We start from the raw sequence: 24,093 nt of genomic DNA, 5'->3' as shown, positions 1-24,093 counted from the left end.
GGGGTGGGCGGCCGGCCTGCCTAGAGTCGGGACCGTGACGCGCTGGTTCGAGGACTACCCGGTCGGGAGCACGTGGGAGCTGGGCGAGGTCACGCCGAGCCTGGCGGAGATCGTCGGGTTCGCGCAGCGGTTCGACCCACAGCCGTTCCACGTCGACGAGGCGGCGGCGGGGGAGTCGGTGTTCGGCGGGATCATCGCGAGCGGGTGGCACACCGCGGCGATGGCGATGCGTCTGATCGTCGACGAGTACCTGTCGCCGGAGTCGAGCCTCGGGTCGCCGGGGGTGGACGAGGTGCGGTGGTCGGCGCCGGTGCGCCCGGACGTCACCTACCGCCTGCGGGCGGAGGTGGTCGAGGCGCGGGTGTCGGCGAGCAAGCCCGACCGCGGGATCGTCAGGACCCGGCTGGAGCTCACCGACCCCGACGGCACGTCCGTGTTCAGCACCCTGGCCACCAACCTCGTCCTGACCCGGCCCGCCGCGTGAACCGGCGTGCGCGGCAGGTGGCGCTCGCGGTCGCACCGGCCGTCGCGGCGGCGATCGGCGGCATCGGGTCGCGCCGCGCGCCGCAGGTCTACCCGACGCTGCACAAGCCCCGGTGGGCGCCGCCCGCCGGCGTGTTCGGGCCGGTGTGGACCGTCCTGTACCTCCTCATCGGGGTCGCGGGCTGGCGCCTCGCCGCCCACCCGGTCGGGCGCAAGGTCATCGCGCTGCACCTGGTCCAGCTCGCGCTGAACGCCGCCTGGCCACACGCCTTCTTCGCCCGCGGGCGCAAGCCGGTGGCCCTCGCCGTCATCGGCGCGCTCGACGCCGTGCTCGCCGTCGAGGTGGCCGCCGTCGTGAGGCGCGATCCGGCCACCGCGGCGCTGCTCGCGCCGTACCTCGCGTGGTGCGGGTTCGCGACGGCCCTGAACGCCGCGGTCGAGGAACCCCCTACGGCGTAGGCGCTCCTCGGAGGAACGTCTCCGCCGCGGCCTGGATGGTGGCCACGTAGGTCGACCAGTAGGTGGCGTCGCCGTAGTCGTCGGCGTCGTCGGGGCCGCGGCCGTCGATGAGCTCCCGCACGATGTCGGCGTGGCCCGCGTGCTGGCCGGTCTCCTCGAGCATCCGCACCAGGACCACGCCGAGCGTGCTGTCGCGGCGGTCCTCGGGCCACCACGCCATGTGGGCCGGCGCGTCGAGGCCGAGCTCGCGGACCGCAGCGTCGCTCGCGGCCCAGGTCTCCCGGTACAGATCCAGCAGGTCCGCGGTCGTCTGCTCGGCGGTGGCCCACATGTCGGCGCCGTCCCAGATCGAGCCGTCCGCGACCCACGCCAGCTCCGGCTCGCGCGGGCGGCCGACACACGAGCCGAGGTAGGTCGCCTCCATCGTGGCCAGGTGCTTGACCAGCCCCAGCAGGTTCGTGCCGGTGGGGGTCAGGGGGCGGTGGGCGTCGTACTCCGACAGCCCCTCGACCCGTGACACCACCCGCTCGCGGGCTTGCTGCAGGTACTGCAGGAGGGTGTCGCGCATCTCGGTCACGGGGGCACCGTACGACCGGCCACCGACAGTCAGCTCGCTGAAGCTGTGAGCGCGGCAGGGGAACCCTGTGGGGTCGCCGGATCGCGTGCGTCCGGTCACCGCACACGGGAACCTCAGCTGCATCGGCCCGCGCACGGCGGGCCACATCCCCGAGAGGCGGTCACGGCGCGCGTGGTCACGTCGGTGCTCGCCCTGCTGCTCGGTCTGGTCGTGGTCCTCGCGATCACCGCGGCGACCGGGTACTTCGTCGCCCAGGAGTTCGCCTACATGGCGGTCGACCGGTCGACCCTGCGTGCCCGCGCCGAGGCGGGTGACGCCGCGGCCGCCCGGGCGCTGGAGGTCACCGGCCGCACGAGCTTCATGCTGTCCGGCGCCCAGTTGGGGATCACCGTGACCGGCCTGGTGGTCGGGTACGTCGCCGAACCCCTGATCGGGGAATCGGTCGGCACGTTGCTCGGCGGGATCAGCGTCCCCAGCGGCGTCGGCATCGCCGTCGGCACCGTCGTCGCCCTCGTGCTCTCGACGGTGGTCCAGATGGTGTTCGGCGAGCTGTTCCCCAAGAACCTCGCCATCTCCCGCCCGGAACCGGTCGCAAGGCGGCTCTCGCGTTCCACGCTGGTCTACCTCGCCGTGGCGGGCTGGCTGGTGAAGGTCTTCGACGCCTCGTCGAACGCCCTGCTCCGTCTGCTCCGCATCGAGCCGGTGCACGACGTCGAGCACGCGGCGAGCGCCCGCGACCTGCGGCGCATCGTCACCGACGCCGGCTCCGCGGGCGGGCTGACCGAGGACCTCTCGGTGCTGCTCGACCGCACGCTCGACACCTCGACCCGGCCGGTGCGGCACGCCATGGTGCCGCGCCGGCGCACCGACACCGTCGACGCCGGCGCCCGGGTCGCCGAGGTCGCGCCCACCATGCGGCACGGCCACTCCCGTTACCCGGTGGTCGACGACACGGACCGGGTCCTCGGCGTGCTCCACCTCGTCGACGTCCTGGGTGCCGACCCCGACGCGCGCGCGGGCGATCTCGCCCGACCGGCGTGCGTCGTCCCCGAGGCCATGACGCTGCCCGCGGCGTCGCGCACCCTGCGCGGGCGGCGGGCCCAGCTCGCCGTGGTCCTCGACGAACACGGCAGTTTCGCGGGCATCCTGACCCACGAGGACATCGCCGAGGAGGTCGTCGGCGAGCTCACCGACGAACACGACGACGCCCCGCCGCCCGGCGTGTCCGCGCACGACGACGGCACCTGGACCGCCGCGGGGGACCTCGGCCTCGACGAACTCGCCCGGGCCCTCGACGTGCGTCTGCCCGAGGTGGAGGCCGAGACGGTCGCGGGCCTCGCCATCGCCGCGCACGACGGCTTCCCCGCCGTCGGTGACACCGTCCGGCTCGCGCTGCCCACCCAACCCGCCGACCTGCTGCTCGACCCCACACCCGTCCGCCACCTGGAGATCGACGTCCTCGCCACCGACCCGCACGTCCCCACCCGGGTCCGCGTGCGCGTGACCACCGCCGCGGGCCTGATCACCGAGGCGAGGGTGTGATGGAGAACCCCTGGGTCGTCGGCGTCGCGACCGCGGCCTTCATCGGGCTGTCGGCGTTCTTCGTCGCGGTCGAGTTCGCCGTGATCGCCGCCAAGCGGCACCGCCTCGAGGACGCAGCTGCGACCAGCCGTTCGGCACGCGCCGCGTTGCGCAGCGCGTCGGAACTGACCCTGCTGCTCGCGGGATCGCAGCTGGGCATCACCGTCTGCACCCTCGCGCTCGGCGCCATCAGCAAGCCCGCGGTGCACCACTGGTTCACGCCCGTCTTCGAGGGCTGGGGCCTCGCGGCCTGGCTCGCCGACGCCGCGGGCTTCGTCCTGGCGCTGCTGGTCGTGACGTTCCTGCACCTGGTGGTCGGCGAGATGGCCCCGAAGTCGTGGGCGATCGCCCACCCGGAACGGTCGGCGACGCTGCTGGCGCTGCCGATGCGGGCGTTCATGGCGCTCACGCGGCCGTCGCTGCGGGTGCTCAACGGGATGGCCAACTGGTGCCTACGCCGCGTCGGTGTCGAGCCCGCCGACGAGGTCGCCTCGGTCACCGACCCGGCTTCGCTGCGTCAGCTGGTCGAACACTCCGCCGCGGCGGGCACCCTCGACCCCGCTCGCTCCACGGCCGTGGTGACGGTGCTCGAGTTCACCGAGGCCACGGTCGGCGACGTCCTGGCGCCGGGCGCCCCGACGGGCGTGCCGGCCCACGCGACCGTCGCCGACGTGCAGGCCGCCGCCCGGGTCTCGGGGCACCTGCGGATCCTGCTCGGCGACGACGCGGTCGTCCACGTCCGCGACACCCTCGGCCTGGAGCCGGGATCGCCCGCCCGGGCCCACGCCCGGCCGGTGCCCCGCCTGGACGAGGCCCTTCCGCTGCCGGACGCCCTGCGCCGGCTGCAGGAGCGCGGCGAGCAACTCGCCGTGGTCGAGCGGGCCGACGGTCGGCGTGCGGTCGTGACCGTCACCGACCTGGTCGGACGGCTGCTCGTGCCGAGCGCGGCATGAGCAGGCGCCGCGGCCGGGCCGCACCCTGATCCGTGGGCGCGGGCGCCGTGACGGGGCGCGTGCCCCCGAACCTCCGCTGGATCGGCCGTTCCACGAACCGGTACGACAGCGCGGCGAGTGTCACGCCCACGACCACCGACCACACCAGCCGCGGCCACCACGGGCCGTCCTGCAGCCACGCGGTCGGCAGGGGCGCGAACAGGTACAGCCCGTAGGAACGCCGACCGAGCCAGACGAGGGGTCGCCAGGACAGCACCCGCGTCCCCGCCCGGACCGCCGTCAGGAAGGTCAGGGTCGCGGCGACGGTCAGCAGTTGGGGCCGGATCGTGTACTCGACGTGGGCGAGCAGCAACCCGCTCACGCCGAGGGCCACGGACACACCCACCAGCGGCCACGCCGACCGGCTCGGCACGGTGCGCCCACGCAGCACCGCAGCCAGCAGACACCCGGCGAGGATGGACCAGCCGCGGGTGACGGGGGAGAAGTAGCCCAGGTGGCCGATCGGGGTCCCGAACGGGTCGACCACGACCGCGGCCGCGATCGACAGGGCGATGCCCGCCGCCGCGAGCCACGCGACGTGGCGCCCGCGCACCAGGACCAGGGCGAGCGGCCACACCAGGTAGAACTGCTCCTCGACCGACAGCGACCAGGAGTGGCCCATCCAGCCCATCGGGCCGTCGACCGCCAGCACGAGGTCGGACACGTAGCTCAGGGCGAAGACCGCGTGCAGCCACGACGTGTGGGTCGGCAGCAGCAGGCTGATGACGGCCAGCACCACCAGCGCCGGGTACAGACGCACCGCCCGCCGCAGGTAGAACCTCCCGAACGCGATCCGGCCCGTGCGTTCCCGTTCGTCGAGCAGCAACCCGGTGATGAGGTATCCGGACAGCACGAAGAAGGCGTCGACGCCGAGCCAGCCGCCCTCACACCCGGGGATGCGGGCGTGGAAGGCGATGACGGCGACGCACGCCACGGCCCGCAGGCCGTCGAGACTTCCGATGCGTCCGATGCACGCACCCTAAGGAGGCATCGGGAGCCCGGCAATCCGAACACCGCGGTGCGCGAGTGCCCGGAAATCCTCGACGCAGAAGGGATTTCCGGCAACGGTTGCCGGCGCAGACGTTCGATTCGCAGAGACGTCCGGACGGGCGGCCGACGGCGCGTCGGCTAGCGTCGCGTCTGTGAGCTCCGACGACCTCGCGCCGAGCGAGCGCACGGCCGTCCGGTTCCCGGAAGGTCCGCCGGCGCGTCCGGTCGTGCGCATCCTGGTCCGGTTGCTGCTCGTGCTGCTGCTGATCCTCGCCAGTTGGTTGCTGGTCTGGCTCGAGCGCGGCGACTACGTCGACAACTACGACGGCAGCGTCTCGGCTGTCGACGCGCTGTACTACACGACCGTCACGTTGACCACGACCGGCTACGGCGACATCACCCCGGTGACCACCCAGGCGCGGCTCGTCAACGCGCTGGTCGTCACCCCGATGCGGTTGCTGTTCGTGGTGCTGCTGGTCGGCACGACCATCAAGGCGCTCACCACGAGGTCGCGCGAGGAATTCCGGCTGGCACGGTGGAGGAGACGGGTGAACCATCACGTCGTGGTGCTGGGTGGCGGCACCAAGGGACGCAACGCCGCCAAGGCGCTCGAGGACAAGGGCGAGGCGCAGCGCGGTGTCGTGGTCGTCGACCAGAGCCGTCACGCGGTCGACGCCGCCACGGCGAACGGCTGGGTCGGTGTGCAGGGATCGGCGACCGACACCGGCGTCCTGCGTCAGGCGGGTGTCGACCGGGCGCGCACGGTGATCATCGCGCTCGACCGCGACGACACGGCCATCCTCGCCACGCTCACCGTGCGTCGGATGTCGAGCGCGTGCGCGGTGATCGCCTCGGTCCGTGAGTCCGGCAACGCCGAACTGATCCGGCAGAGCGGCGCCACCACCGTCATCGTCACCTCCGAGACCGCCGGCCGGTTGCTCGGTCTCGCGACCGCGAGCCCCGAGACCGTCGAGGTGGTCAACGACCTGCTGGCGTTCGGCAGTGGCCTCGACATCGACGAGCGCGAGGTGACGGCCGCCGAGATCGGGCACGACGTCGACGCCATCGGCGTGCCCGTCATGGCGGTGGTGCGGCAGGGCACGTTGCTGCTCTACCACCACCCGGACATCGGCACGATCCGTCCGCGCGACCGCATCATCTACGCCCTCGCGGTCTCCCACGATCCCGCGCCGCTGCCGGGGGAGTGACCGCGTTCGTCTTCGGGTACGGCTCGCTCGCCGTTCCCGTTCCGGGCGGTTTCGCGGCCCGGCTCGCCGGAGCGCGGCGGGCGTGGACCGTTGCCATGGACAACACCGTCGACCTGCCCGCGTACAAGCACCATCTCGACGTCGAGGGATCCCGACCCGACGTCTGCGTCGCCTACCTCGACCTGCTCGACGACGAGGGTTCCGCGGTCGACGGCGTCTGCCGTCCGGTCGACGACTCCACGCTCGCGTCGCTGGATCTCCGCGAGCGGCAGTACGAGCGGATCGACGTGACCGCCCGGGTCACACCCTCGCGCGGCCCGACCTGGGCGTACATCGGTCGCGCGGAGTCCCGGGAGCGGGCGGCGGCGGCGAGGCGGGCGGGCCGGCTGGTGGTGTCCCGGGCCTACCTCGACGCGGTCCCGTCCGGCACCACCACCGACCTGCCGGTGCTCGACCTCGTCCGCGTCGACACGCCGTGAGGCCGGCGCTCAGGTGATGGGTGCGGACCCGAAGACGGCGTCGAACCGCTTGCACCAGATCGCGACGGTGGTGAACGACGCGACGTCGGTGCCCGTGGGCACGGCGTAGTTGAGGTTGCCGTCGGTGGCGCGCAGTGGCCCGAGCTCGAGGTACCGCCCGACGTCGAGGTCGCCGGGTGTGGACGACCCGAGCACGACCTGCAGGTCGGGGCCGTCGGACGTCGAGAACCCCATGAGCCGCACGAGGTGTTCACCCGAGGCGAGCCGGATGAGCAGGACGTCGCCGGTGGTCTCGTGCTCGCCGGACACGAACGCGGTGCGGGAGATCAGGACGTCCTCGGGAGGCGGGGTCGTGACGACGCCCGTGGTGGGGGAGTCCGTGACGGGCGAGCTCGCCGTGGTCGGGGCCGACGTGGTCGTGTCGAGCACCTCGGCGGCGACGGTGTCGGGAAGTGCTTCGTCGGCGTAGGAGGAGGTGAACAACCGCCAGGGCTCGAACCACAACGACCCGGCGACGACGACCGCCACGACGGCGACGCCCAGCGCGATCCACAGCCGTCCTCGGCGCACGCGTCCTCCCGGTGGTCAGGAGCATGCTGACCGGGCTGCCTGGGTGGACGCTGTGGACCGTCCCGGCCCGGGTCAGTCGGTCGCGGTCTCGCGCTCGACTGCGACGGCGCAGCGGGCGCACCGCATGCGAGGGAACGGCCACCGCTCACCCGCTGTCGGCCACGCGCCTCCGGTGACCTCGGTGACCAGGCCGCAGAGCGCCACCCGGTGCCCGGGCCACACCGCGTGGGTGAGCTGGCGGGGTTCGGAAGCCGGGTCGGTCTGCCACCCGACCACCGGCCACCCGAACGGCAACGAGACGGGGCTCGGTGCGGTGAGCGTCATGGGGCCTCCGTGGAGTGGGCGTCGACCTCGGTGTCGACCACCACCGGTTCCCTACCCCACCCGGGACGGGCCTCAACCTCAGGACGGACGAGCAGCCCGCGCGTGGTCGAGATCGGGCTCGAGGTACATCACGCGGGCCTCGGGCACGACCTCGCGCACCCGCGCCTCGGCCGCGTCGATCGCGGCCGCGACCTGGTCCAGGGTCTCCGCGGCCGGCATCGCGAGCTTGGCGCCGACGAGCAGTTCCTCGGGGCCGAGGTACATCGTGCGGACGTGGATGACCCGGTCGACCCCGGGTCCCCGCAGGGCGGTGTCGATCTTCGCCAGGGTCTCCGGCGACGCCCCCTCGCCCAGCAGCAGGCTCTTGGTCTCGACGATGAGGATCACCGCGACCGCCAGCAGCAGGATGCCGATGGCGAGGGTGCCGATGCCGTCCCACACCGGTTCGTCGAGGCCCCACGCGAGGCCGACGCCCGCGAGCGCCAGCACCAGGCCGGTGAGGGCCGCGGTGTCCTCGAGCAGCACGACGGGCAGCTCGGGGTTCTTGGCGCGACGGATGAACGCGAACCAGCCCCGGCCGTCGAGCATCGGACGCGCCTCACGGACCGCGGTGCGCAGCGAGAACGACTCGAGCACGATCGCCCCGACCAGCACGGCGACCGCGATGATCGGGCTCTCCAGCTCGTGCGGGTGCCGGATCTTCTCCTCGCCCTCGTAGACCGCGAACAGCCCACCGAGCGCGAAGATCACCAGCGCCACGAGGAACGCGTAGATGTAGCGGTCGCGGCCGTAGCCGAACGGGTGCTCGGGGGTCGCGGCCCGGCGCGCCCGGCGCCCGCCGATGAGCAGCAGGCCCTGGTTGCCGCTGTCGACGAGGGAGTGCACGCCCTCGGCGAGCATCGAGCTCGACCCGGTGATGGCCCAGGCGATGAACTTCAGGACGGCGATGCCGAGGTTGGCCGCCAGTGCGGCGATGATCGCCTTGCCACCGCTGTGGCCACCGCCCTGCCCCTCACCGGGCCCGCCGCTGGCTCCGCCGTCGCCCGCGTGTCCGCTGGTGCTCGCGCCGTGCCTGCTCGTGTCCCCGCCGTCCGCCATGTGCGGGACGTTAGCGCGGGGTCAGCGGAGGGTGTGGGCGGTGCGGGTCCGGTGGTCCGCGTCACGCCCCCGTGACGAACGTCGACCCGGCCGTGTCCCACCGCTGACGACCGTCCGTCGCGGCCCCACCCGAAGCGGGCGGTCGTCCTGTGCTCCCGGTGAGGGGGAGCCACGTCCCGGTGGCACCAGCCGGGTCAGGTCATACAGTTCCCGGGTGTTCCGGACGTCGTGGTTCCCCCTCACCGCCGCGGGCCTCGCGGTCGTCCTGCTCGCCGGGTGCGGCAGTGACGGCGACGGCCGCACCGTCACCAACCAGGCTCCGAACCCGTCGGTCGCCCGCTCGCTCGAGCCGACGCCCGCGCCACCGAGTGTCGCCGGCTCACCGACCGCCGGCGCCGACGGCGCGGTGAGCTTCGCGGGCGTGACCGTCACCGACGCCCTCGACCTCTCGGCCACGCCGGAGATCACCGCGACCAACACCGCGCCGGCGCCGGGGTTGCTGGTCCAGGACCTCGTGGTCGGCACCGGGGCGACGGCGTCGTCGACCTCGACGGTCACGCTGCACTACGTGGGCGCGCTGTACTCCGACGGCAAGGAGTTCGACTCCGACTTCACCCAGGCCGCGCCCGAACCGCGCAAGCTCGGTGACTCCATCGCGGGGTTCGCGCAGGGGGTCGGCGGCACCGAGGGGGTCACCCCGATGAAGGTCGGCGGCCGCCGACTGCTGGTGTTCCCGGCCTCGCTGGGCTACGGCCCGGTGCCGCAGGACGCGATCCCGGCCCACTCCAGCCTGGTGTTCCTCGTCGACCTGCTGTCGGTGTCCTGACCGGTCAGGCCGGGGCGAGCGCGCCCCGTTCGACCAGGGCGGTCACCGTCGCCCGAGCGCCGTCACGGTGCAGCGAGTCCAGCGCAGCGGTGTAGGCCTCGACGAAACGCGGTTCGTCGGCGAGGTCGCCGAACAGCGTGCGGTCCTCGACGAACGCGAGACCGCCGCGTCCCGCGCGTTCGCGCAGGGTGTCGGCCAGGCGGTCGACGATCTCGATCGGGTCGCCCTGCTCGTCGGTGCCCTCGTCGTAGCGGGCCCAGCTCGCCACGACCGCGGCGGCACGCTCCATCGGACCGCCCTTGTCCAGCTGCTCGCGGATGACCGGCAGCAACCACTTGGGGATGCGGTCGGAGCTCTCGGCGCACAGCCGCGCCACGGTGTCGCGGACGTTGGCGTTGGAGAACCGGGCGACCAGTTCGCGGCGGTAGGCGTCGAGGTCGATGCCCGGCACCGGGTCGAGCGTCGGGCTGGCCTCGAACTCCATGTAGGCCAGCAGGAACCGCTCGAACAGCTCGTCCTGGCAGACCTCGTGCACAAGGCGGTAGCCGGAGAGGTAGCCGAAGTAGCACAGCGACTGGTGGCTCGCGTTGAGCAGGCGCAGCTTCATCAGCTCGTAGGGACGGACGTCGTCGACCACCTGCACGCCCACCTCCTCGAACGCAGGACGTCCGAGCGGGCCGAAGGAATCCTCCAGCACCCACTGGGTGAACGGCTCGCACACGACCGGCCAGGCGTCGTCGATGCCGAGGGTGTCGCGGACCATCGCGACGTCGTCGGGGGTGGTGACGGGCGTGATCCGGTCGACCATCGAGTTGGGGAAGTGGACCTCGTCCTCGACCCACTCGCCGAGCTCGGGATCGGCGAGCCGCGCGTAGGTCGTGAAGACCCGCTGCGCGACGTGCCCGTTGCCCTCGATGTTGTCGCAGCTCATGATCGTGAACGGCGCGATGCCCGCGGCCCGGCGTCGGCGCAGGCCCTCCGTGACCAGCCCGAACGTCGTGCGGGGCGGTTCGCCGGAGCTGAGGTCGTGCTGCACCTCCGGGTCGGCGACGTCGAACTCGCCGGTGACGGCGTCGATGTTGTAGCCACCCTCGGTGACCGTGAGCGAGACGATCCGCGTGGTCGGGTCGGCGAGTTTGGCCAGGACGGCCTCGGGATCCGACGGCGCGTGCAGGTAGTCGACGATCGAGCCGATCACCCGGGGCGTCGTGGAGCCGTCGGCGGCCTTCTCGACCAGCGTGTACAGGCCGTCCTGGGCGTCGAGGACCTCGGCCATGCGGAGGTCGCCGGGGAGCACGCCGACGCCGCAGATCGCGAACTCACGCGCCCGGCCCTCGGAGAGCAGGCGGTCGACGTACATCGCCTGGTGCGCGCGGTGGAAACCGCCGACGCCCAGGTGCACGATGCCCGCCACCAAGCCCTCCCGGTCGTACGACGGACGGGGGACGTCGGCCGGCAGGTCGCCGAGGGTCGCGGAGGACAGCGTCGTCGCCATGCGCTCATACGATCACGGTCGTGCACATCTGAGCAAGACGCCCGGTGGGTCCGCTCAGGCCGCGACGGGTTCCGCGACGGCGGGAGTGGCGACCCGGCGTCGTCCCCGGCGCAGCAGGACCAGGCCGAGCAGGGCGGCGAGCGCGCACGCCGCGGCGCCGAGCACCAGGCCGGCGCGGCCGCCCCAGGTCTCGGCGACCCAGCCCGCGACCGGTCCGCCGATCGGGGTGGTGCCGAGGAACGCGGTGGCCCACAGCGCCATGACCCGCCCGCGCATCTCCGGCGCGGCGGCCAGCTGGATCGTCGAGTTGCCCACCGAGGTGAAGGCGATCGAGGCCGCGCCGACCAGGGCCATGGCGCCGACGGCGAGCCACGGCGACGGCGCGAGCGCCGCGGCCAGCAGGACCACGGCGAAGGCCGCGGCCGAGCCGACGAGACCCCGCGCGCCGGTGCGGCCGTGGCCCGCGACCCACAGGCCGCCGACCACCGCGCCGACCCCCATCGAGGCGGTGAGCCAGCCGTAGAGCTCGGCGCCCTGACCGAAGGTCTGGCTCGCCACGATCGGCAGCGTCACGGAGAACTCGTAGGCCAGGCAGCCGATGAGCGCCATCATCAGCAGCGGCACCGCCAGTTCCGGGTTGCCGCGCACGTGGGCGAGGCCCTCGCGGAGTTGGCCCTTGGCGCGGGCGGCGGGGCGGGAGGGGCGCAGGGCGGTGGTGTCGAGCCGGGCCAGGGACGCGACGACCGCAGCGAAGCTGACGGCGTTGAGCAAGAAGCAGACGCCGATGCCACCGGCGGCGATGATCAGCCCGGCGACGGCCGGACCGACGGCGCGGGCGACGTTCACCAGCACCGAGTTGAGGCTGACCGCGTTGCGCAGGGCGTCGGCGCCGACCAGTTCGAGCACGAACGACTGCCGGGCCGGGTTCTCGAACGCGTTGTTGAGGCCGAGCGCGACGGCGAGCAGGTAGACCTGCCAGACCGCGACGGCGCCGGTGATGGTCAGCAACCCGAGGGCGAGCGCGAGCAACCCCATGACCGCCTGCAACGCCATCATCAGCCGGCGCTTGTCGACCCGGTCCGCGACGACACCGGCGTACGGACCCAACACCAGCACCGGGATGGTCTGCAGCGCCACGGCGAAGCCGACCGCGGTGGCGCTGTGGGTGAGGGTGAAGACCAGCCAGGACTGGGCGACGGTCTGCATCCAGGTGCCCACCAGCGACACCGACTGACCCGCCACGTAGCGGCGGTAGTTGGGGATGGAGAGGGAAGCGAAGGTGGCGTGCCGGAGTTCGGACAGGGCGCTGGACGCGCGGGCGATCGAGGTCATCGTGGGGTGTGGGCCTCCTGGCCGGGTGCGGACGGGATCGTGGGGCCGAGGGCGCGCGCGAGCGCCTCGAACGCGGGGAGGGCGGCGCGCAGGTCGGCCGCGTGGTCGGCGCCGATGGCCGTCACCGCGCGGGTGAAGACCTTGGTGCGGTCGCGACGCAGCCGCTGGTGCAGCAGCCGGCCCGTGGGCGTGACGGCGACGACCGTGACCCGCTTGTCCGTCGGGTCGGGCGAGCGGGTCACCAGGCCGCGGGTCTCGAGCTTGCCGAGGACCCGCGACAGCATCGTCGGGTTGAGGCCCTCCTGGTGCGCCAGCTCCCCGGCACTGAGCGGGCCGAGGCGGGCGGTGCTCGACAGCACCGAGACCTGGGTGCGGGTGAGGCCGTCGGTGTCGACCTGACGGTCCACGCCCTTCGCCGCCTTGGTGACGGCGACACGGAACCGGGACACCTCGTCGGCGTCGAACGCCGGCATCGCTTCACCTCGCTAACAGTTGCCTGTCGGCAAGCATACGCCGTCACTCGCGCGTGTGCGGCGAGTGGGCAGAAACCCCCGTGAGTGGGCGGAAAGAGGTGACCACTCACCGCAGGAGGTGCCCACTCACCAGGACTCCGGGGTGCGCCTGCGCCGGAGGGGGGCGGTGGCTACGACGGCGGGCGGAGGGTGGCGAAGGGGTCGGTGACGGTGACGGTGCGACTGGTGAACCGGTAGACGGCGGCGGGGCGGCCGCCCCTGGCGCCGGACGCGCTGGTCTCGCCGGTGGGCTCGATCGTGCCGCGGCGGGTGAGGACGCGGGCGAGGTTGGTGGCGTCGACCTGGTAGCCCAGGGCCGCGCTGACGATCTCGCGCAGCGTGTGGAGGGTGAACCGCTCCGGCGCCAGCGCGAAGCCGATGTTGGAGTAGGAGAGCTTGGCCCGCAGGCGTTCCACCGCGGCGTCGACGAAGAACCGGTGGTCGAAGGCGGTGGGCGGCAGGTCGTCGACGTCGAACCAGCGGGTGTCCTCCGGCAGTGCGGGGGAGACGTCGGAGGGGACGAGCGCGAGGTAGCCCGTGGCGAGCACCCGGGCGCGGGGGTCGCGGTCGACCTTGCTGTGGGTCGCGACCTGCTCGATCCAGGCGACGTCGCGGACGTCGACCTTCGTGGCCAGGTGGGCGGCGATCGCCTCGCGCAACCGTTGCGTCGGGTGCACCCCACCGCCGGGCAACGCCCAGCGGCCGGCCTCCGGGGCCCTGGTGCGTTGCCAGAGCAGCACCGACAGCCGGTCCTCGCGGACCGAGAGCACCACGCCGAGCACCTCGTGGCCGTACGCCGGGAACGGAGCCGCCGACGACGGGGTCGCGTCTGCTGCGTCACGTCCGCCGCGGCCTGCCACGGAGGCGATGCTAGCGTCGTCGGCGAGGTTACCGCCTCACAGTCGAAAACCGGAGGGTCCGATGACCGCCACGCTGACCGACACGACCTGGCAGGACGAGGTCCAGCGCCTCGCCCGGCAGCAGAACGCCGTGGTGCTCGCCCACAACTACATGCGCCCGGAGATCCAGGACGTCGCCGACCACGTCGGGGACTCCCTCGCGCTGTCGCGCATCGCCGCGGCCACGGACGCCGACACGATCGTGTTCTGCGGCGTGCACTTCATGGCCGAGACGGCCAAGATCCTCAGCCCGCACAAGAAGGTCGTGGTCCCGACCGCCGAGGCCGGCTGTTCGCTCGCCGACACCATCGACGCCGACCAACTGCGCGCCTGGAAGGCCGACAACCCCGGCGCGGTCGTGGTCGCCTACGTCAACACCAGCGCCGCGGTGAAGGCCGAGGCCGACATCTGCTGCACCAGCTCCAACGCCGTGCAGGTGGTCGAGTCGATCCCGCGCGACACCCCGGTGCTGTTCCTGCCCGACCAGTTCCTCGGCGCGCACGTCAAGCGGCAGACCGGCCGCGAGAACATCTCGATCTGGCTGGGGGAGTGCCACGTCCACGCCGGGATCAGCCCCACCGACGTGCGCACCCAGGTGGCGGCCCACCCCGACGCCGAACTGCTCGTCCACCCCGAGTGCGGCTGCGCCACCTCGGCCCTGTGGCTCGCGGGTGAGGGTGAGCTGCCGATGGGCCGGACCCGGATCATGTCGACCGGCGGGATGGTCGACGCCGCACGGGACATGACGGCCTCCACCGCGCTGGTCGCCACCGAGGTTGGCATGCTCCACCAGCTCGAGAAGGTCAACAGCCGCACCCGGTTCCTGCCGATGAACCCCAAGGCGTCGTGCCGGTTCATGAAGATGACCACGCCGGAGCTGCTGCTGCGGGCGCTGCGCGAGGGCCGCGACGAGATCGTCGTCCCGGTCGACGTCGCCGCCCGCGCGCGCCGCTCGGTCGAGCGCATGATCGCCATCGGTACCCCCGGCGGTGGCGAGTGAGCGGCGAACGCGAGGTCGACGTCCTGGTCGTCGGCGCCGGGGTGGCCGGGCTGTCCACCGCCCTCGGCCTCGGGTTGGCGCGCTCGGTGCTCGTCGTCGACGCCGCACCCGCCGGTGACGGCGGCAGCACGCGGTGGGCGCAGGGCGGGATCGCCGCCGCCGTCGACTCCTCCGACGACCCGGCCGACCACGCCGCCGACACCGCCGTCGCCGGCGCCGGCCTCTGCGACCCCCGCGCCCTGGCCGCGCTGGTGGAGGAGGGACCGCTGCGGGTGGCCGAACTCATCGCCGCCGGCGCCCGCTTCGACCGCGCCGACGACGGCCGGCTGGCGCTGGGGATCGAGGGCGGGCACCACCGCCGCCGCGTCGTGCACGCCGGCGGTGACGCCACCGGCGCCGAGGTCTTCCGCAGCCTCACCGAGGCCGCCGCGGCCGCCGGCATCGAACGGTTGCATGAAGCAACGGTCACCGGACTGCTCGTGGCCGACGGGCGCGTCGCCGGCGCCGACGTCGTCACCCCGACCGGCCCGGTGCGGGTCCGCGCCCGCGCCGTTGTCCTGGCCACCGGCGGCCTCGGGCACGTCTACCCGGCCAGCACCAACCCCGCGCCCGTCACCGGCACCGGTCTCGCCCTGGCCCTGCGCGCCGGCGCCACCCTCACCGATGTCGAGTTCGTGCAGTTCCACCCGACGGCGTTGTTCACCGGCGAGACCCACGGCCAACTCCCGCTGGTCACGGAGGCCCTGCGGGGCGAGGGCGCGATCCTGCGGGACGACGACGGCCACGCGTTCATGGCCGGGCGGCACCCGCTGGCCGACCTCGCTCCGCGCGACGTCGTGGCCCGCGCCATCCACGACGTCATGACCACCACCGGACGTCCGCACGTGTGGCTGGACGCGACCCATCTGCCCGCCACCGTGTGGGCCGACCACTTCCCGACCGTCGCCGCCGCCTGTGCGGCGCTGGGCCTCGACCCGCGGCGGGCCCCGATCCCGGTCGCCCCGGCCGAGCACTTCCTGTGCGGCGGGGTCGAGGTCGACCGCACGGGCCGGACGGAGGTCGCCGGCCTGTACGCGGTGGGTGAGGTCGCGGCCACGGGCGTCCACGGCGCCAACCGGTTGGCGTCGAACAGCTTGCTCGAGGGCTTGGTCTTCGGCCGTCGGCTGGCCGCGCGCCTCGTCCTCGACGTCCCCGACGCCGTGTCCGGACCGGTGCACGCTGCAACGCTGACGCCCGAGCCGGTGGCCGCGGCCGCCGCGCGGGAGATCCTCGGTGCCCACGCCGGAGTGGTCCGCGACGCCGCCGGCCTGGAACTCGCCGCGAAGGAACTGGACGCCGTGGCGGCCCCGGCCGACCCGACCTGGCTGGTCGCCTCGGCGGTCGTCGCCGCGGCCCAGGTGCGGCGGGAGAGCCGCGGCGCCCACTTCCGGAGGGACTTCCCCGAGCGCAGCGAGTGGTGGCGGCGGCGGGTCGCCGTGCGCCTGGACGCCGACGGCCGTCCGCTCGCGACCGTTGCACCGAGCACCACTGCGACGGTGGCCGCATGAGGCCGGCGACCGCCGCGGCTCTCGTGGACGCGGGTCTGGACCCCGACGCCGTCACCGCGCTCGTCCGCGCGGTGCTCGCCGAGGACCTCGGCGAGGCGGGCGACGTCACGTCCCTCGCCACCGTCCCCGCCGAGGCGGTGCTCGACGTCCGCTACGTCGTCCGTGAGGCGGGGGTCGTCGCCGGTCTGCCGGTGCTGGCCGCGATGGTCGACACCGCCGTCGGCCCCGATGCCGTGCTCGACCTGCTGGTGGCCGACGGTGCCCGCGTGGAGCCGGGAACGGCCGTGGCGGCGCTGCGAGCGCCCGCGCGGGCGGTCCTGACCCTCGAACGCACCTCGCTCAACGTGCTCGGGCACCTGTCGGGTGTCGCCACCGCCACCCGGGCCTGGGCCGACGCCGTGGCCGGAACCGGGGCCGCCGTGCGCGACACCCGCAAGACGATGCCGATGCTCCGTGCGTTGGAGAAGTACGCCGTGCGCCTCGGCGGCGGGGTCAACCACCGCACCGGCCTGTACGACGCCGTGCTGATCAAGGACAACCACGTGTCCGCGGCGGGCGGGGTCGGCGCGGCCCTGGACGCCGCGTACGCCGCCCACCCGCGCGGCACGATGGTCGTGCAGGTGGAGGTCGACTCCCTCGCCCAGCTCGACGAGGCGCTCGACCACGTCGCCGAGCAGGTCCTGCTCGACAACTTCGGCCTCGACGACCTGCGGACCGCCGTGGCCCGGGTACGCGAGCGCGCCCCGAAGACCGTGCTCGAGGCGAGCGGCGGGCTCACCCTCGACGTCGCCCGTGCCGTCGCGGCGACCGGGGTCGACCTGCTGGCTGTCGGCGCGCTCACCCACTCGGCGCGCAACCTCGACATCGGCCTGGACGCCGTCGAAGATCGGTCGGTGTGACCGTCCCGTTCCCGGAAGCCACCACCCCGCAGCCCGACCGGAAGGCCGTCCTGCTCGGCTATCTCGACTTCTTCCGGTCGACCGTCGCGGCCAAGCTCCGCTCCCTGCCCGAGGGTGGGGCCCGGCGCAGCGTCGTCCCCAGCGGGTGGACGCCGCTGGAGCTCGTCGTGCACCTGACGGCCATGGAACGCCGCTGGCTGGTGTGGGGGTTCGAGGGTGTCGTCGTCGGAGACCCGTGGCGCGACACCGTCGACGACCGGTGGTTCGTCGCGCCGGAGGTCGACGTCGAGGACGTGCTGACCGCGCTCACCGAGCAGGGCGCCGAGACCCGGCGGGTCGTCGCCGCCCACGACCTCGAGGAGATCGGTGCCCCGAGCGAGCGGTGGGACAGCGCGCCGCCCGCCACGCTGGAACGGGTGCTCCTGCACGTGTTCCAGGAGTACGCGCGGCACGCGGGCCACCTCGACGTCGTGGTCGAACTCGCCGGCGGCGCCACCGGGGAGTGAGATCACCTGACGGCGAACGCGGGAGGTACTCACCCCGGCCCCCCCGGTGCAAGGATGGTGGGGTGACCGCACCACGGGACCAGGACCCCGCGCCGGCCGAACCGTCCGCCCACGAACGCCGCGCCCAGCGCCCGGCCATCCTCACCGTCGACGACGACCCCAGCGTGAGCCGCGCGGTCGCCCGCGACCTGCGTCGGCGCTACGCCGAGGACTACCGCATCGTGCGGGCCGAGTCCGGTCCGCAGGCCCTCGACGCCATGAAGGAACTGGCCCTGCGCGGCGAGCAGATCGCCGTGCTCGTGGCCGACTACCGGATGCCGGGGATGTCGGGCATCGAGTTCCTCGAGCAGGCCATGGACCTGTACCCCGCCGCCCGCCGGGTGCTGCTCACGGCCTACGCCGACACCAACGCGGCCATCGACGCGATCAACGTCGTCGACCTCGACCACTACCTGCTCAAGCCGTGGGACCCGCCGGAGGAGAAGCTCTACCCCGTCCTCGACGAACTGCTGGACTCGTGGAAGCGGGACCGGCGGCGCAGCATCCCCGAGACCAAGATCGTCGGTCACCGGTGGAACGCCCGCAGCTACGAGGTGCGCGACTTCCTGGCCCGCAACCAGTTGCCGTACCGCTGGTTCTCCGCCGACCAGCCCGAGGGTGAGCGGCTGCTCAGCGCCGCCGGCGTCGACGCCTCCCTGCTGCCGGTCGTCATCACCGAGGACGGCGAGTGCCTCTGCGACCCCACCGAGCAGGAGCTCGCCGCCAAGGTCGGCCTGCACACGACCGCCGACCGCGACTTCTACGACCTGGTGGTCGTCGGCGCCGGACCGGCCGGGCTCGGCGCCGCGGTGTACGGCGCGTCCGAGGGCCTCAAGACCGTCCTGGTCGAGCGCAGCGCCACCGGCGGTCAGGCCGGGCAGAGCAGCAACATCGAGAACTACCTCGGTTTCCCCGACGGCGTCTCCGGTGCCGCCCTCACCGACCGGGCCCGCCGGCAGGCGCTGAAGTTCGGCGCCGAGGTGCTTTCGGCCTGTGACGCGAGCGCGTTGGCGATCGAGGGCTCGGCCCGGACGGTGAAGCTGTCCGACGGGTCGTCGCTGTCGGCCCACGCCGTCGTCCTCGCCACCGGCGTCTCCTACCGCACCCTCGAGGCGCCCGGCGTCGCGGAGCTCACCGGCGCGGGGGTGTACTACGGCTCGGCGCTGACCGAGGCCGCGAGCGCCGAGGGCCAGGACGTCTACATCGTCGGCGGGGCGAACTCCGCGGGCCAGGCGGCGGTGTTCTTCAGCCGCCGCGCGAAGTCCGTGACCCTCCTCGTACGCGGCGAGAGCCTCGAGGCGTCGATGTCGTACTACCTCATCGAGCAGCTGTCCCGGATCGACAACGTCGCGGTGCGCACGTGCACCCAGGTCGCCGGGGCGCACGGCGACGGCCACCTGGAGCGGTTGACGCTGCGCAGCCTCGACGCCGATTCGGGCAGCCCGCGGGAAGAAGAGGTGCCCGCCGGGATGTTGTTCGTGTTCATCGGCGCGGCGCCTCGAACCGACTGGCTCGACGGCACCGTGCAGCGGGATGCGAGGGGATTCGTCGTGGCGGGACCGGACCTGGTCGTCGACGGGGAGCGCCCGGCCGACTGGGATCTCGACCGCGATCCCTACCACCTCGAGACGTCGGTGCCCGGCGTCTTCGTGGCGGGCGACGTGCGGTCCGACTCGGTCAAGCGGGTCGCGTCCGCCGTGGGTGACGGCGCCATGGCCGTCACCCTCGTCCACCGTTACCTGGAGCAACGATGACCACCACACAGGAACCCGCGATCGACGCGGCGCGCACCGCGGCCCTCCTCGAGGCGGCCGTCGAGCGCCTCGAGTGCAGCCCCGACCTGCTGCTGACGCTGTTCCTGTTCGAGCACCTCACGCTCGAACAACGCACGTGGATCTGCGAGCACGGTCGCCTCGAGCGTTTCGAGGTCGGCCCGGTCTTCGCCGAGGGCGATCCCGCGAGCTGCTTCTACGTCCTGGTGGACGGCGAGATCGCGATGAGCCGCCGGGTCGGCCCGGACGACCTCGAGATCACCCGCTCCTCGCAGCGCGGGGCGTACATGGGCGCGACACAGGCGTTCGTCGATTCCCCGGACACCGACGCCTACAACAGCTCCGTGCGGGCCACCCAGCCCTCGGTGCTGTTCGTCATGGACGCGGCCGACCTCGCGACGATGATGCGCGACTGGTTCCCCATGGCGGTGCACCTGCTCGAGGGCCTGTTCATCGGCATGCGCAACACCCAGCAGCGGGTGGCCGAGCGGGAGCGGTTGCTCGCGCTCGGGTCGCTGTCGGCGGGTCTCACCCACGAGCTCAACAACCCGGCGGCGGCCGCGGTGCGGGCGACGGGTTCGCTGCGCGACCGGGTCGCGCACATGCGCCGCAAGCTGGAGTTCATCGCCAGCGGCAAGATGGAGCCCGCGACCATCGCGGCGCTGATCAAGTTCCAGGAGTCCGCGGCCGAGCGGGTCGCGAAGGCCCCGAGCCTGGGCCCGGTCGAGGCGGGTGACCGCGAGGACGCCATCGCCGACTGGTTCGACGACCACGAGCTCTCGCACGGCTACGACCTCGCGCCCACGTTCGTCGCGGGCGGCCTGGACGTCGACTGGCTCGACGAACTCGCGGACTTCACCCCGGACCGCGACGCCCTGCAGGGCGCGGTCGGCTGGATCAGCTACACGGTCGAGACCGAGCTGCTCATGAACGAGATCCAGGACTCCACGGAGCGGATCTCGCACCTGGTCGGCGCGGCCAAGCAGTACTCGCAGCTCGACCGCGCCCCGTACCGGGAGGTCGACCTGCACGAGCTGCTCGACTCCACGCTGACCATGCTCAGCCGCAAGCTCGAGGGTCTGCAGGTCGTCAAGGAGTACGACCGGTCCCTGCCGGCCGTCCCGGCCTACGGCGCGGAGCTCAACCAGGTCTGGACCAACGTCATCGAGAACGCCGCGCAGGCCATGGCGGGATCCGGCACGCTCACCGTGCGCACGAGCCGCACCGACCGCTGCGCGGTCGTCGAGATCGAGGACACCGGCCCGGGCATCCCGGCCGACGTCCAGCCGCGCATCTTCGAGCCGTTCTTCAGCACCAAGCCGGTCGGTCAGGGCACCGGCCTCGGGCTGGACATCTCGTGGCGCATCGTCACGCACAAGCACCACGGATCGCTCACCGTCGACTCCCACCCGGGTCGCACGGTGTTCCGGGTGGAGTTGCCGCTGGAGGCCCCGCCGCAGGCGGACGCGCTCACCGTGGCCGACCAGGGGGAGGCACGAGCTTGATGGAGGTCCAGGCATGACCGGGGTCGCCGGGATCGACCCGTCCGTTCCGCCCAGCGGCACCGGCTGCGTGGAGTGCGGGGAGACCGACGGCTGGTGGTTCCACCTGCGTCGCTGCGCGCAGTGCGGCCACATCGGCTGCTGCGACACCTCGCCGTCGCAGCACGCCACCGGGCACGCCCGGTCGACCGGGCACCCGTTCATCCAGAGCTTCGAGCCGGGTGAGGACTGGTTCTACAGCTACGACGACGACCAGTCCTACGACGGCCCGACCCTCGCCGCCCCGGACGCCCACCCGGCCGACCAGCCGACCCCCGGTCCCTCCGGGCGCGTCCCCCAGGACTGGATGAACCACCTGCACCAGTAGGGCTCGCTCCCGGCCGGGTCAGGGCCGCGGGTCGACGTGGATCTTGGGCCCGGCGCCGGCGCCGGGGGGCCGACGACCGGCCAACACGTCAGCGACACCGTCCAGCCCGATCGTTGCACCGACCAACGGTCGGGGGTCGACCGTTCCGGCGGCGTAGGCCTCGGCGGCGCCGGCCAACCCCGCGGACGCCGCGAGGACCCCGACGGCCGTGATGTCGCGGAAGACCAGGTCACGGGTGTCGATCGTGCTGGCGGTCTCGGCGATGCCGATGTACACGACGCGTCCGCCCGGTTCGACGAGGTCGACCGCCAGGGCCGGCATGGTGTCGGCGTTGGTCGCGTCGACGACCGCCCGCCACGGTCGGTCCGGCAGCGCGGCGCGGGTCGACACGCTCGCCTCACCCAGCGTCCGGGCGCGGGCCACGGCGTCGTCGTCGACCGCGAGCAGGTGGACCTCGGCACCGGCCGCCCGGCCGAAGGCGGCGACCAGCAGGCCGATCGTGCCGGTGCCGAGCACCAGCAGCGGGTCACCGCGGCCGACCTCCGCCGCCCGGACGCACCGCACCGCGTTGCCGCCGGGTTCGACCATCGCCCCGGCCGGGCCGTCGACGGCGTCGGGCAGCGGCAGCAGGGCCGATGCGGGCACCGCCAGTCGCTCGGCGAGCGCACCCGGGAAGCCGCCGCGGATCCCGATCTCGAACCGGTCGGCGCAGACGTGGTGGCGGCCGGCGCGGCACCGGGCGCAGTGACCGCACCCGAGCATGGTGTCGCCGGTGACCCGACGACCCAGCCAGGAACGGTCGACGTCGGCCGCGACCTCGCGCACCGTGCCGCACCACTCGTGGCCGGGCCGCAGCGGGTAGCGGGCGGATCCCTCGTGCAGGTAGGCCATCTCGCCGCTGAACAGTTCGGAGTCCGTGCCGCAGACGCCGGCCCGTTCGACCTCGACGACGACCTGACCCGCGGCGGCGTCCGGATCGGGGACGTCCTGCACCACGCCCCGCTGGGGACCGGTGATGACGAAGGCCCGCACGACGTGCAGCGTAGGACGTCGCTACTCCACTCGATCGGTAGGCAATGCGTACGCTCGTGGGGTGGACGCCCGTGAGTTGTTCTCCTTCCCCAACCCGGTGAACGAGAAGGCCGCGCGCACGGTCGCGGCCGGCGTCGTCGTCATGGCCGTGGCCACCCTCGCCACGCAACAGCTGTGGTTCACGGCAGTTCTCGCCGCGGGGTTCCTCGCCCGAGTGCTGACCGGGCCGACGCTGAGCCCCCTGGGCCAGCTCGCCACCCGCGTGGTCGCGCCCCGGCTCGGCGCCCCGAAGCCGGTCCCCGGCCCGCCCAAGCGGTTCGCGCAGGGCATGGGGTTCGTCATGACGACCGCCGCGGCGCTCGTCTGGTTCACCACCGGTTCGGCGCTCGTGACCTCGCTGCTGCTCGCGGCGCTCGTGGTCGCGGCCGTCCTCGAATCGGTGTTCGCGGTCTGCCTGGGGTGTCACGCGTTCGCCCTGCTCATGCGGGTGGGCGTGGTCCCGGAGTCGGTGTGCCGGGAGTGCGCCGACGTGCGGGGTCGTCTCGAGCAGCTCGCACCGACCGGCTGATCGACCCCGGCTGATCGAGCGGCTGAGCGACCGGGTGTGAGGCGCGGCCCGACCTGCGCCCACCCGGACAGCACGAAGCCCCGACGTCCTGGTGGACGCCGGGGCTCCGCGGAAGCCGTGTGACCTCAGACGGGGCGGACAGCCTCGGCCTGGGGACCCTTCTGGCCCTGCGTGGTCTCGAACTCCACGCGCTGGTTCTCCTCCAGGCTGCGGTAGCCGTCGGACTGGATGGCCGAGTAGTGGACGAAGACGTCAGCGCCGCCGCCGTCGGGGGAGATGAAGCCGTAGCCCTTCTCCGCGTTGAACCACTTCACGGTGCCTTGTGCCATGGTGCGATCGTGCCTCTCGTGTGCGCTGGTCCAGCCAGCAACGCCGCACTGTGCGGCGTTTCCTGGTCACTTCCGGGCCACTGACACGACCCGGGGGAACCGAGCGAGAAAGCAAACCGCGGGTCGCCAACCGGGCTCTCCCTCGGTGAGGGCACCCGGCAGACATCAGCAACCGCCGTTACGGTACCAATCACCGGGCCCCCGGCAAAGGGCGTGTGGTGCCCGGATCTCGGTGACCCGGGCGCTCGCGCCGGGCTGTCAGACGAGGCCGCGGAACCAGTCGCCGGTGAGCGGCACCAGCAGCAGCACGACCACCGCGACCAGCACCACCAGTTGCACGATGCCGACGACCACGACCACGCCCGGGATGCCGCCCTGGAACTGGCTCAGGGCGCCGAGCGCGAACACGGCGGCGACCACGACTCCGGCGTACCGCGCCCACAGCGCCCGGCGGCAGATCCCCACGACGATGGCCACGAACCCGACCCCGATGAGGAGGTCCTCGACCAGCACCTCCCCGCTCGGTGCGACGGCCATGACGGTCACGATGTTCGCCACCAGCAGCACCACCATCAGGTACAGCCCGAGCACGGCCGCCTTCACGGTCGGCGGCGCCGTGCGCGGCCACAACGCGTCGATGCCGTCCTCCTGGTGACGTGGGCGGGGTCGGCCCGGGAAACGTCGTGTCAGTCTGCCCCACGGCGTCA

27 protein-coding genes are annotated in these 24,093 nt (G+C 73.2%); 15 read left to right on the top strand and 12 right to left on the bottom strand.

The genetic code is table 11. The annotated features are described in order from the left end of the window. Nucleotides 1-34 precede the first annotated feature (34 nt). Nucleotides 35-484, top strand: a complete 450-nt coding sequence (locus tag ACXR2U_RS14360; RefSeq protein WP_458825740.1) for a MaoC family dehydratase — start codon at nt 35-37, stop codon at nt 482-484. Then, nucleotides 481-942: a TspO/MBR family protein gene (locus tag ACXR2U_RS14355; RefSeq protein WP_458825739.1), complete on the top strand. Its 462-nt coding sequence runs from the start codon at nt 481-483 to the stop codon at nt 940-942. Before ACXR2U_RS14360 ends, ACXR2U_RS14355 begins: the two co-directional genes overlap by 4 nt. Here ACXR2U_RS14355 and ACXR2U_RS14350 read toward each other — a convergent pair. Further along, nucleotides 932-1,510 (bottom strand): DinB family protein, encoded by a 579-nt coding sequence (locus tag ACXR2U_RS14350; protein WP_458825749.1) that lies wholly within the window; start codon nt 1,508-1,510, stop codon nt 932-934. The genes ACXR2U_RS14355 and ACXR2U_RS14350 overlap by 11 nt on opposite strands. Before the next feature lie 180 nt (nt 1,511-1,690). On the opposite strand from ACXR2U_RS14350, the gene ACXR2U_RS14345 reads away from it, so the two are divergent. Together ACXR2U_RS14345 and ACXR2U_RS14340 are read left to right on the top strand one after the other, a co-directional pair. After that, complete coding sequence (locus ACXR2U_RS14345) at nt 1,691-3,061, top strand: hemolysin family protein (RefSeq protein WP_458825738.1); 1,371 nt, start codon at nt 1,691-1,693, stop codon at nt 3,059-3,061. Further along, nucleotides 3,061-4,053, top strand: coding sequence for a CNNM domain-containing protein (locus ACXR2U_RS14340; RefSeq protein ID WP_458825737.1), 993 nt, complete (start codon nt 3,061-3,063; stop codon nt 4,051-4,053). The genes ACXR2U_RS14345 and ACXR2U_RS14340 overlap by 1 nt, the downstream gene beginning before the upstream one ends. Here the strand turns inward: ACXR2U_RS14340 and ACXR2U_RS14335 are convergent. Next, a complete protein-coding gene (locus ACXR2U_RS14335; RefSeq protein WP_458825736.1) occupies nt 4,010-5,026 on the bottom strand; it encodes an acyltransferase family protein in 1,017 nt (338 codons plus the stop codon). The two genes, ACXR2U_RS14340 and ACXR2U_RS14335, sit on opposite strands and share 44 nt — an antisense overlap. A 208-nt stretch (nt 5,027-5,234) precedes the next feature. Between ACXR2U_RS14335 and ACXR2U_RS14330 the strand changes: the two genes are divergently transcribed. Continuing rightward, the gene (locus ACXR2U_RS14330; RefSeq protein ID WP_458825734.1) at nt 5,235-6,290 is read left to right on the top strand and encodes a potassium channel family protein; all 1,056 of its coding nucleotides are present in this window, start codon (nt 5,235-5,237) and stop codon (nt 6,288-6,290) included. Next, nucleotides 6,287-6,769 (top strand): gamma-glutamylcyclotransferase family protein, encoded by a 483-nt coding sequence (locus ACXR2U_RS14325; protein WP_458825733.1) that lies wholly within the window; start codon nt 6,287-6,289, stop codon nt 6,767-6,769. The genes ACXR2U_RS14330 and ACXR2U_RS14325 overlap by 4 nt, the downstream gene beginning before the upstream one ends. 9 nt (nt 6,770-6,778) lie before the next feature. On the opposite strand, the gene ACXR2U_RS14320 is transcribed toward ACXR2U_RS14325, so the two are convergent. The 3 genes from ACXR2U_RS14320 to ACXR2U_RS14310 all read right to left on the bottom strand — a co-directional run bounded on the left by ACXR2U_RS14320 (nt 6,779) and on the right by ACXR2U_RS14310 (nt 8,761). After that, nucleotides 6,779-7,339, bottom strand: coding sequence for a DM13 domain-containing protein (locus ACXR2U_RS14320; RefSeq protein WP_458825732.1), 561 nt, complete (start codon nt 7,337-7,339; stop codon nt 6,779-6,781). 72 nt (nt 7,340-7,411) lie between these two features. Continuing rightward, on the bottom strand, nt 7,412-7,663 hold the full coding sequence (locus ACXR2U_RS14315; RefSeq protein WP_458825731.1) for a hypothetical protein: 252 nt from the start codon (nt 7,661-7,663) through the stop codon (nt 7,412-7,414). A gap of 78 nt (nt 7,664-7,741) precedes the next feature. Further along, on the bottom strand, nt 7,742-8,761 hold the full coding sequence (locus tag ACXR2U_RS14310; protein WP_458825730.1) for a cation diffusion facilitator family transporter: 1,020 nt from the start codon (nt 8,759-8,761) through the stop codon (nt 7,742-7,744). Between the two features lie 214 nt (nt 8,762-8,975). On the opposite strand from ACXR2U_RS14310, the gene ACXR2U_RS14305 reads away from it, so the two are divergent. Beyond that, nucleotides 8,976-9,587, top strand: a complete 612-nt coding sequence (locus ACXR2U_RS14305; RefSeq protein ID WP_458825729.1) for an FKBP-type peptidyl-prolyl cis-trans isomerase — start codon at nt 8,976-8,978, stop codon at nt 9,585-9,587. A 4-nt stretch (nt 9,588-9,591) separates the two neighbouring features. On the opposite strand, the gene ACXR2U_RS14300 is transcribed toward ACXR2U_RS14305, so the two are convergent. The 4 genes from ACXR2U_RS14300 to ACXR2U_RS14285 form a co-directional block, all read right to left on the bottom strand. Continuing rightward, nucleotides 9,592-11,082, bottom strand: coding sequence for a mannitol dehydrogenase family protein (locus ACXR2U_RS14300; protein ID WP_458825728.1), 1,491 nt, complete (start codon nt 11,080-11,082; stop codon nt 9,592-9,594). A 54-nt stretch (nt 11,083-11,136) separates the two neighbouring features. After that, nucleotides 11,137-12,414 (bottom strand): MFS transporter, encoded by a 1,278-nt coding sequence (locus ACXR2U_RS14295; RefSeq protein ID WP_458825727.1) that lies wholly within the window; start codon nt 12,412-12,414, stop codon nt 11,137-11,139. After that, nucleotides 12,411-12,887, bottom strand: a complete 477-nt coding sequence (locus ACXR2U_RS14290; RefSeq protein WP_458825726.1) for a MarR family winged helix-turn-helix transcriptional regulator — start codon at nt 12,885-12,887, stop codon at nt 12,411-12,413. Before ACXR2U_RS14290 ends, ACXR2U_RS14295 begins: the two co-directional genes overlap by 4 nt. A 170-nt stretch (nt 12,888-13,057) precedes the next feature. After that, nucleotides 13,058-13,786: an NUDIX hydrolase gene (locus tag ACXR2U_RS14285; RefSeq protein WP_458825725.1), complete on the bottom strand. Its 729-nt coding sequence runs from the start codon at nt 13,784-13,786 to the stop codon at nt 13,058-13,060. A 61-nt stretch (nt 13,787-13,847) separates the two neighbouring features. On the opposite strand from ACXR2U_RS14285, the gene nadA reads away from it, so the two are divergent. The 7 genes from nadA (at nt 13,848) to ACXR2U_RS14250 (ending at nt 21,457) form a co-directional block, all read left to right on the top strand. Continuing rightward, entirely contained in the window at nt 13,848-14,825 is a 978-nt protein-coding gene (gene nadA / locus ACXR2U_RS14280; protein WP_458825724.1) for a quinolinate synthase NadA, read from the top strand. Then, nucleotides 14,822-16,372 carry an L-aspartate oxidase gene (locus ACXR2U_RS14275; RefSeq protein ID WP_458825723.1) on the top strand — a complete coding sequence of 517 codons (1,551 nt, stop codon included), beginning with the start codon at nt 14,822-14,824 and terminating at the stop codon, nt 16,370-16,372. The genes nadA and ACXR2U_RS14275 overlap by 4 nt, the downstream gene beginning before the upstream one ends. Then, nucleotides 16,369-17,271, top strand: a complete 903-nt coding sequence (nadC, locus tag ACXR2U_RS14270) for a carboxylating nicotinate-nucleotide diphosphorylase (RefSeq protein ID WP_458825722.1) — start codon at nt 16,369-16,371, stop codon at nt 17,269-17,271. Before ACXR2U_RS14275 ends, nadC begins: the two co-directional genes overlap by 4 nt. Next, a complete protein-coding gene (locus tag ACXR2U_RS14265) occupies nt 17,268-17,777 on the top strand; it encodes a mycothiol transferase (RefSeq protein ID WP_458825721.1) in 510 nt (169 codons plus the stop codon). The genes nadC and ACXR2U_RS14265 overlap by 4 nt, the downstream gene beginning before the upstream one ends. 62 nt (nt 17,778-17,839) lie before the next feature. Next, on the top strand, nt 17,840-19,570 hold the full coding sequence (locus ACXR2U_RS14260; RefSeq protein ID WP_458825720.1) for an NAD(P)/FAD-dependent oxidoreductase: 1,731 nt from the start codon (nt 17,840-17,842) through the stop codon (nt 19,568-19,570). Further along, complete coding sequence (locus ACXR2U_RS14255; RefSeq protein ID WP_458825719.1) at nt 19,567-21,093, top strand: ATP-binding protein; 1,527 nt, start codon at nt 19,567-19,569, stop codon at nt 21,091-21,093. Before ACXR2U_RS14260 ends, ACXR2U_RS14255 begins: the two co-directional genes overlap by 4 nt. A 13-nt stretch (nt 21,094-21,106) precedes the next feature. Beyond that, the gene (locus ACXR2U_RS14250) at nt 21,107-21,457 is read left to right on the top strand and encodes a UBP-type zinc finger domain-containing protein (protein WP_458825718.1); all 351 of its coding nucleotides are present in this window, start codon (nt 21,107-21,109) and stop codon (nt 21,455-21,457) included. Nucleotides 21,458-21,475: 18 nt separating this feature from the next. Here the strand turns inward: ACXR2U_RS14250 and ACXR2U_RS14245 are convergent, their stop codons facing one another. After that, nucleotides 21,476-22,489, bottom strand: coding sequence for a zinc-dependent alcohol dehydrogenase (locus ACXR2U_RS14245; protein WP_458825717.1), 1,014 nt, complete (start codon nt 22,487-22,489; stop codon nt 21,476-21,478). 61 nt (nt 22,490-22,550) lie between these two features. On the opposite strand from ACXR2U_RS14245, the gene ACXR2U_RS14240 reads away from it, so the two are divergent. Next, nucleotides 22,551-23,057, top strand: a complete 507-nt coding sequence (locus tag ACXR2U_RS14240) for a DUF4395 domain-containing protein (protein ID WP_458825716.1) — start codon at nt 22,551-22,553, stop codon at nt 23,055-23,057. Nucleotides 23,058-23,182: 125 nt separating this feature from the next. On the opposite strand, the gene ACXR2U_RS14235 is transcribed toward ACXR2U_RS14240, so the two are convergent. Together ACXR2U_RS14235 and ACXR2U_RS14230 are read right to left on the bottom strand one after the other, a co-directional pair. Continuing rightward, nucleotides 23,183-23,386 (bottom strand): cold-shock protein, encoded by a 204-nt coding sequence (locus ACXR2U_RS14235; RefSeq protein WP_458825714.1) that lies wholly within the window; start codon nt 23,384-23,386, stop codon nt 23,183-23,185. Between the two features lie 258 nt (nt 23,387-23,644). Next, entirely contained in the window at nt 23,645-24,016 is a 372-nt protein-coding gene (locus tag ACXR2U_RS14230; RefSeq protein WP_458825713.1) for a hypothetical protein, read from the bottom strand. Nucleotides 24,017-24,093: the final 77 nt, after the last annotated feature.

Source organism: Jatrophihabitans sp. YIM 134969 (assembly GCF_054456675.1).
The sequence above is the reverse complement of the archived record's forward strand: the minus strand, read 5'-3'. Positions and strand labels throughout refer to the sequence as shown.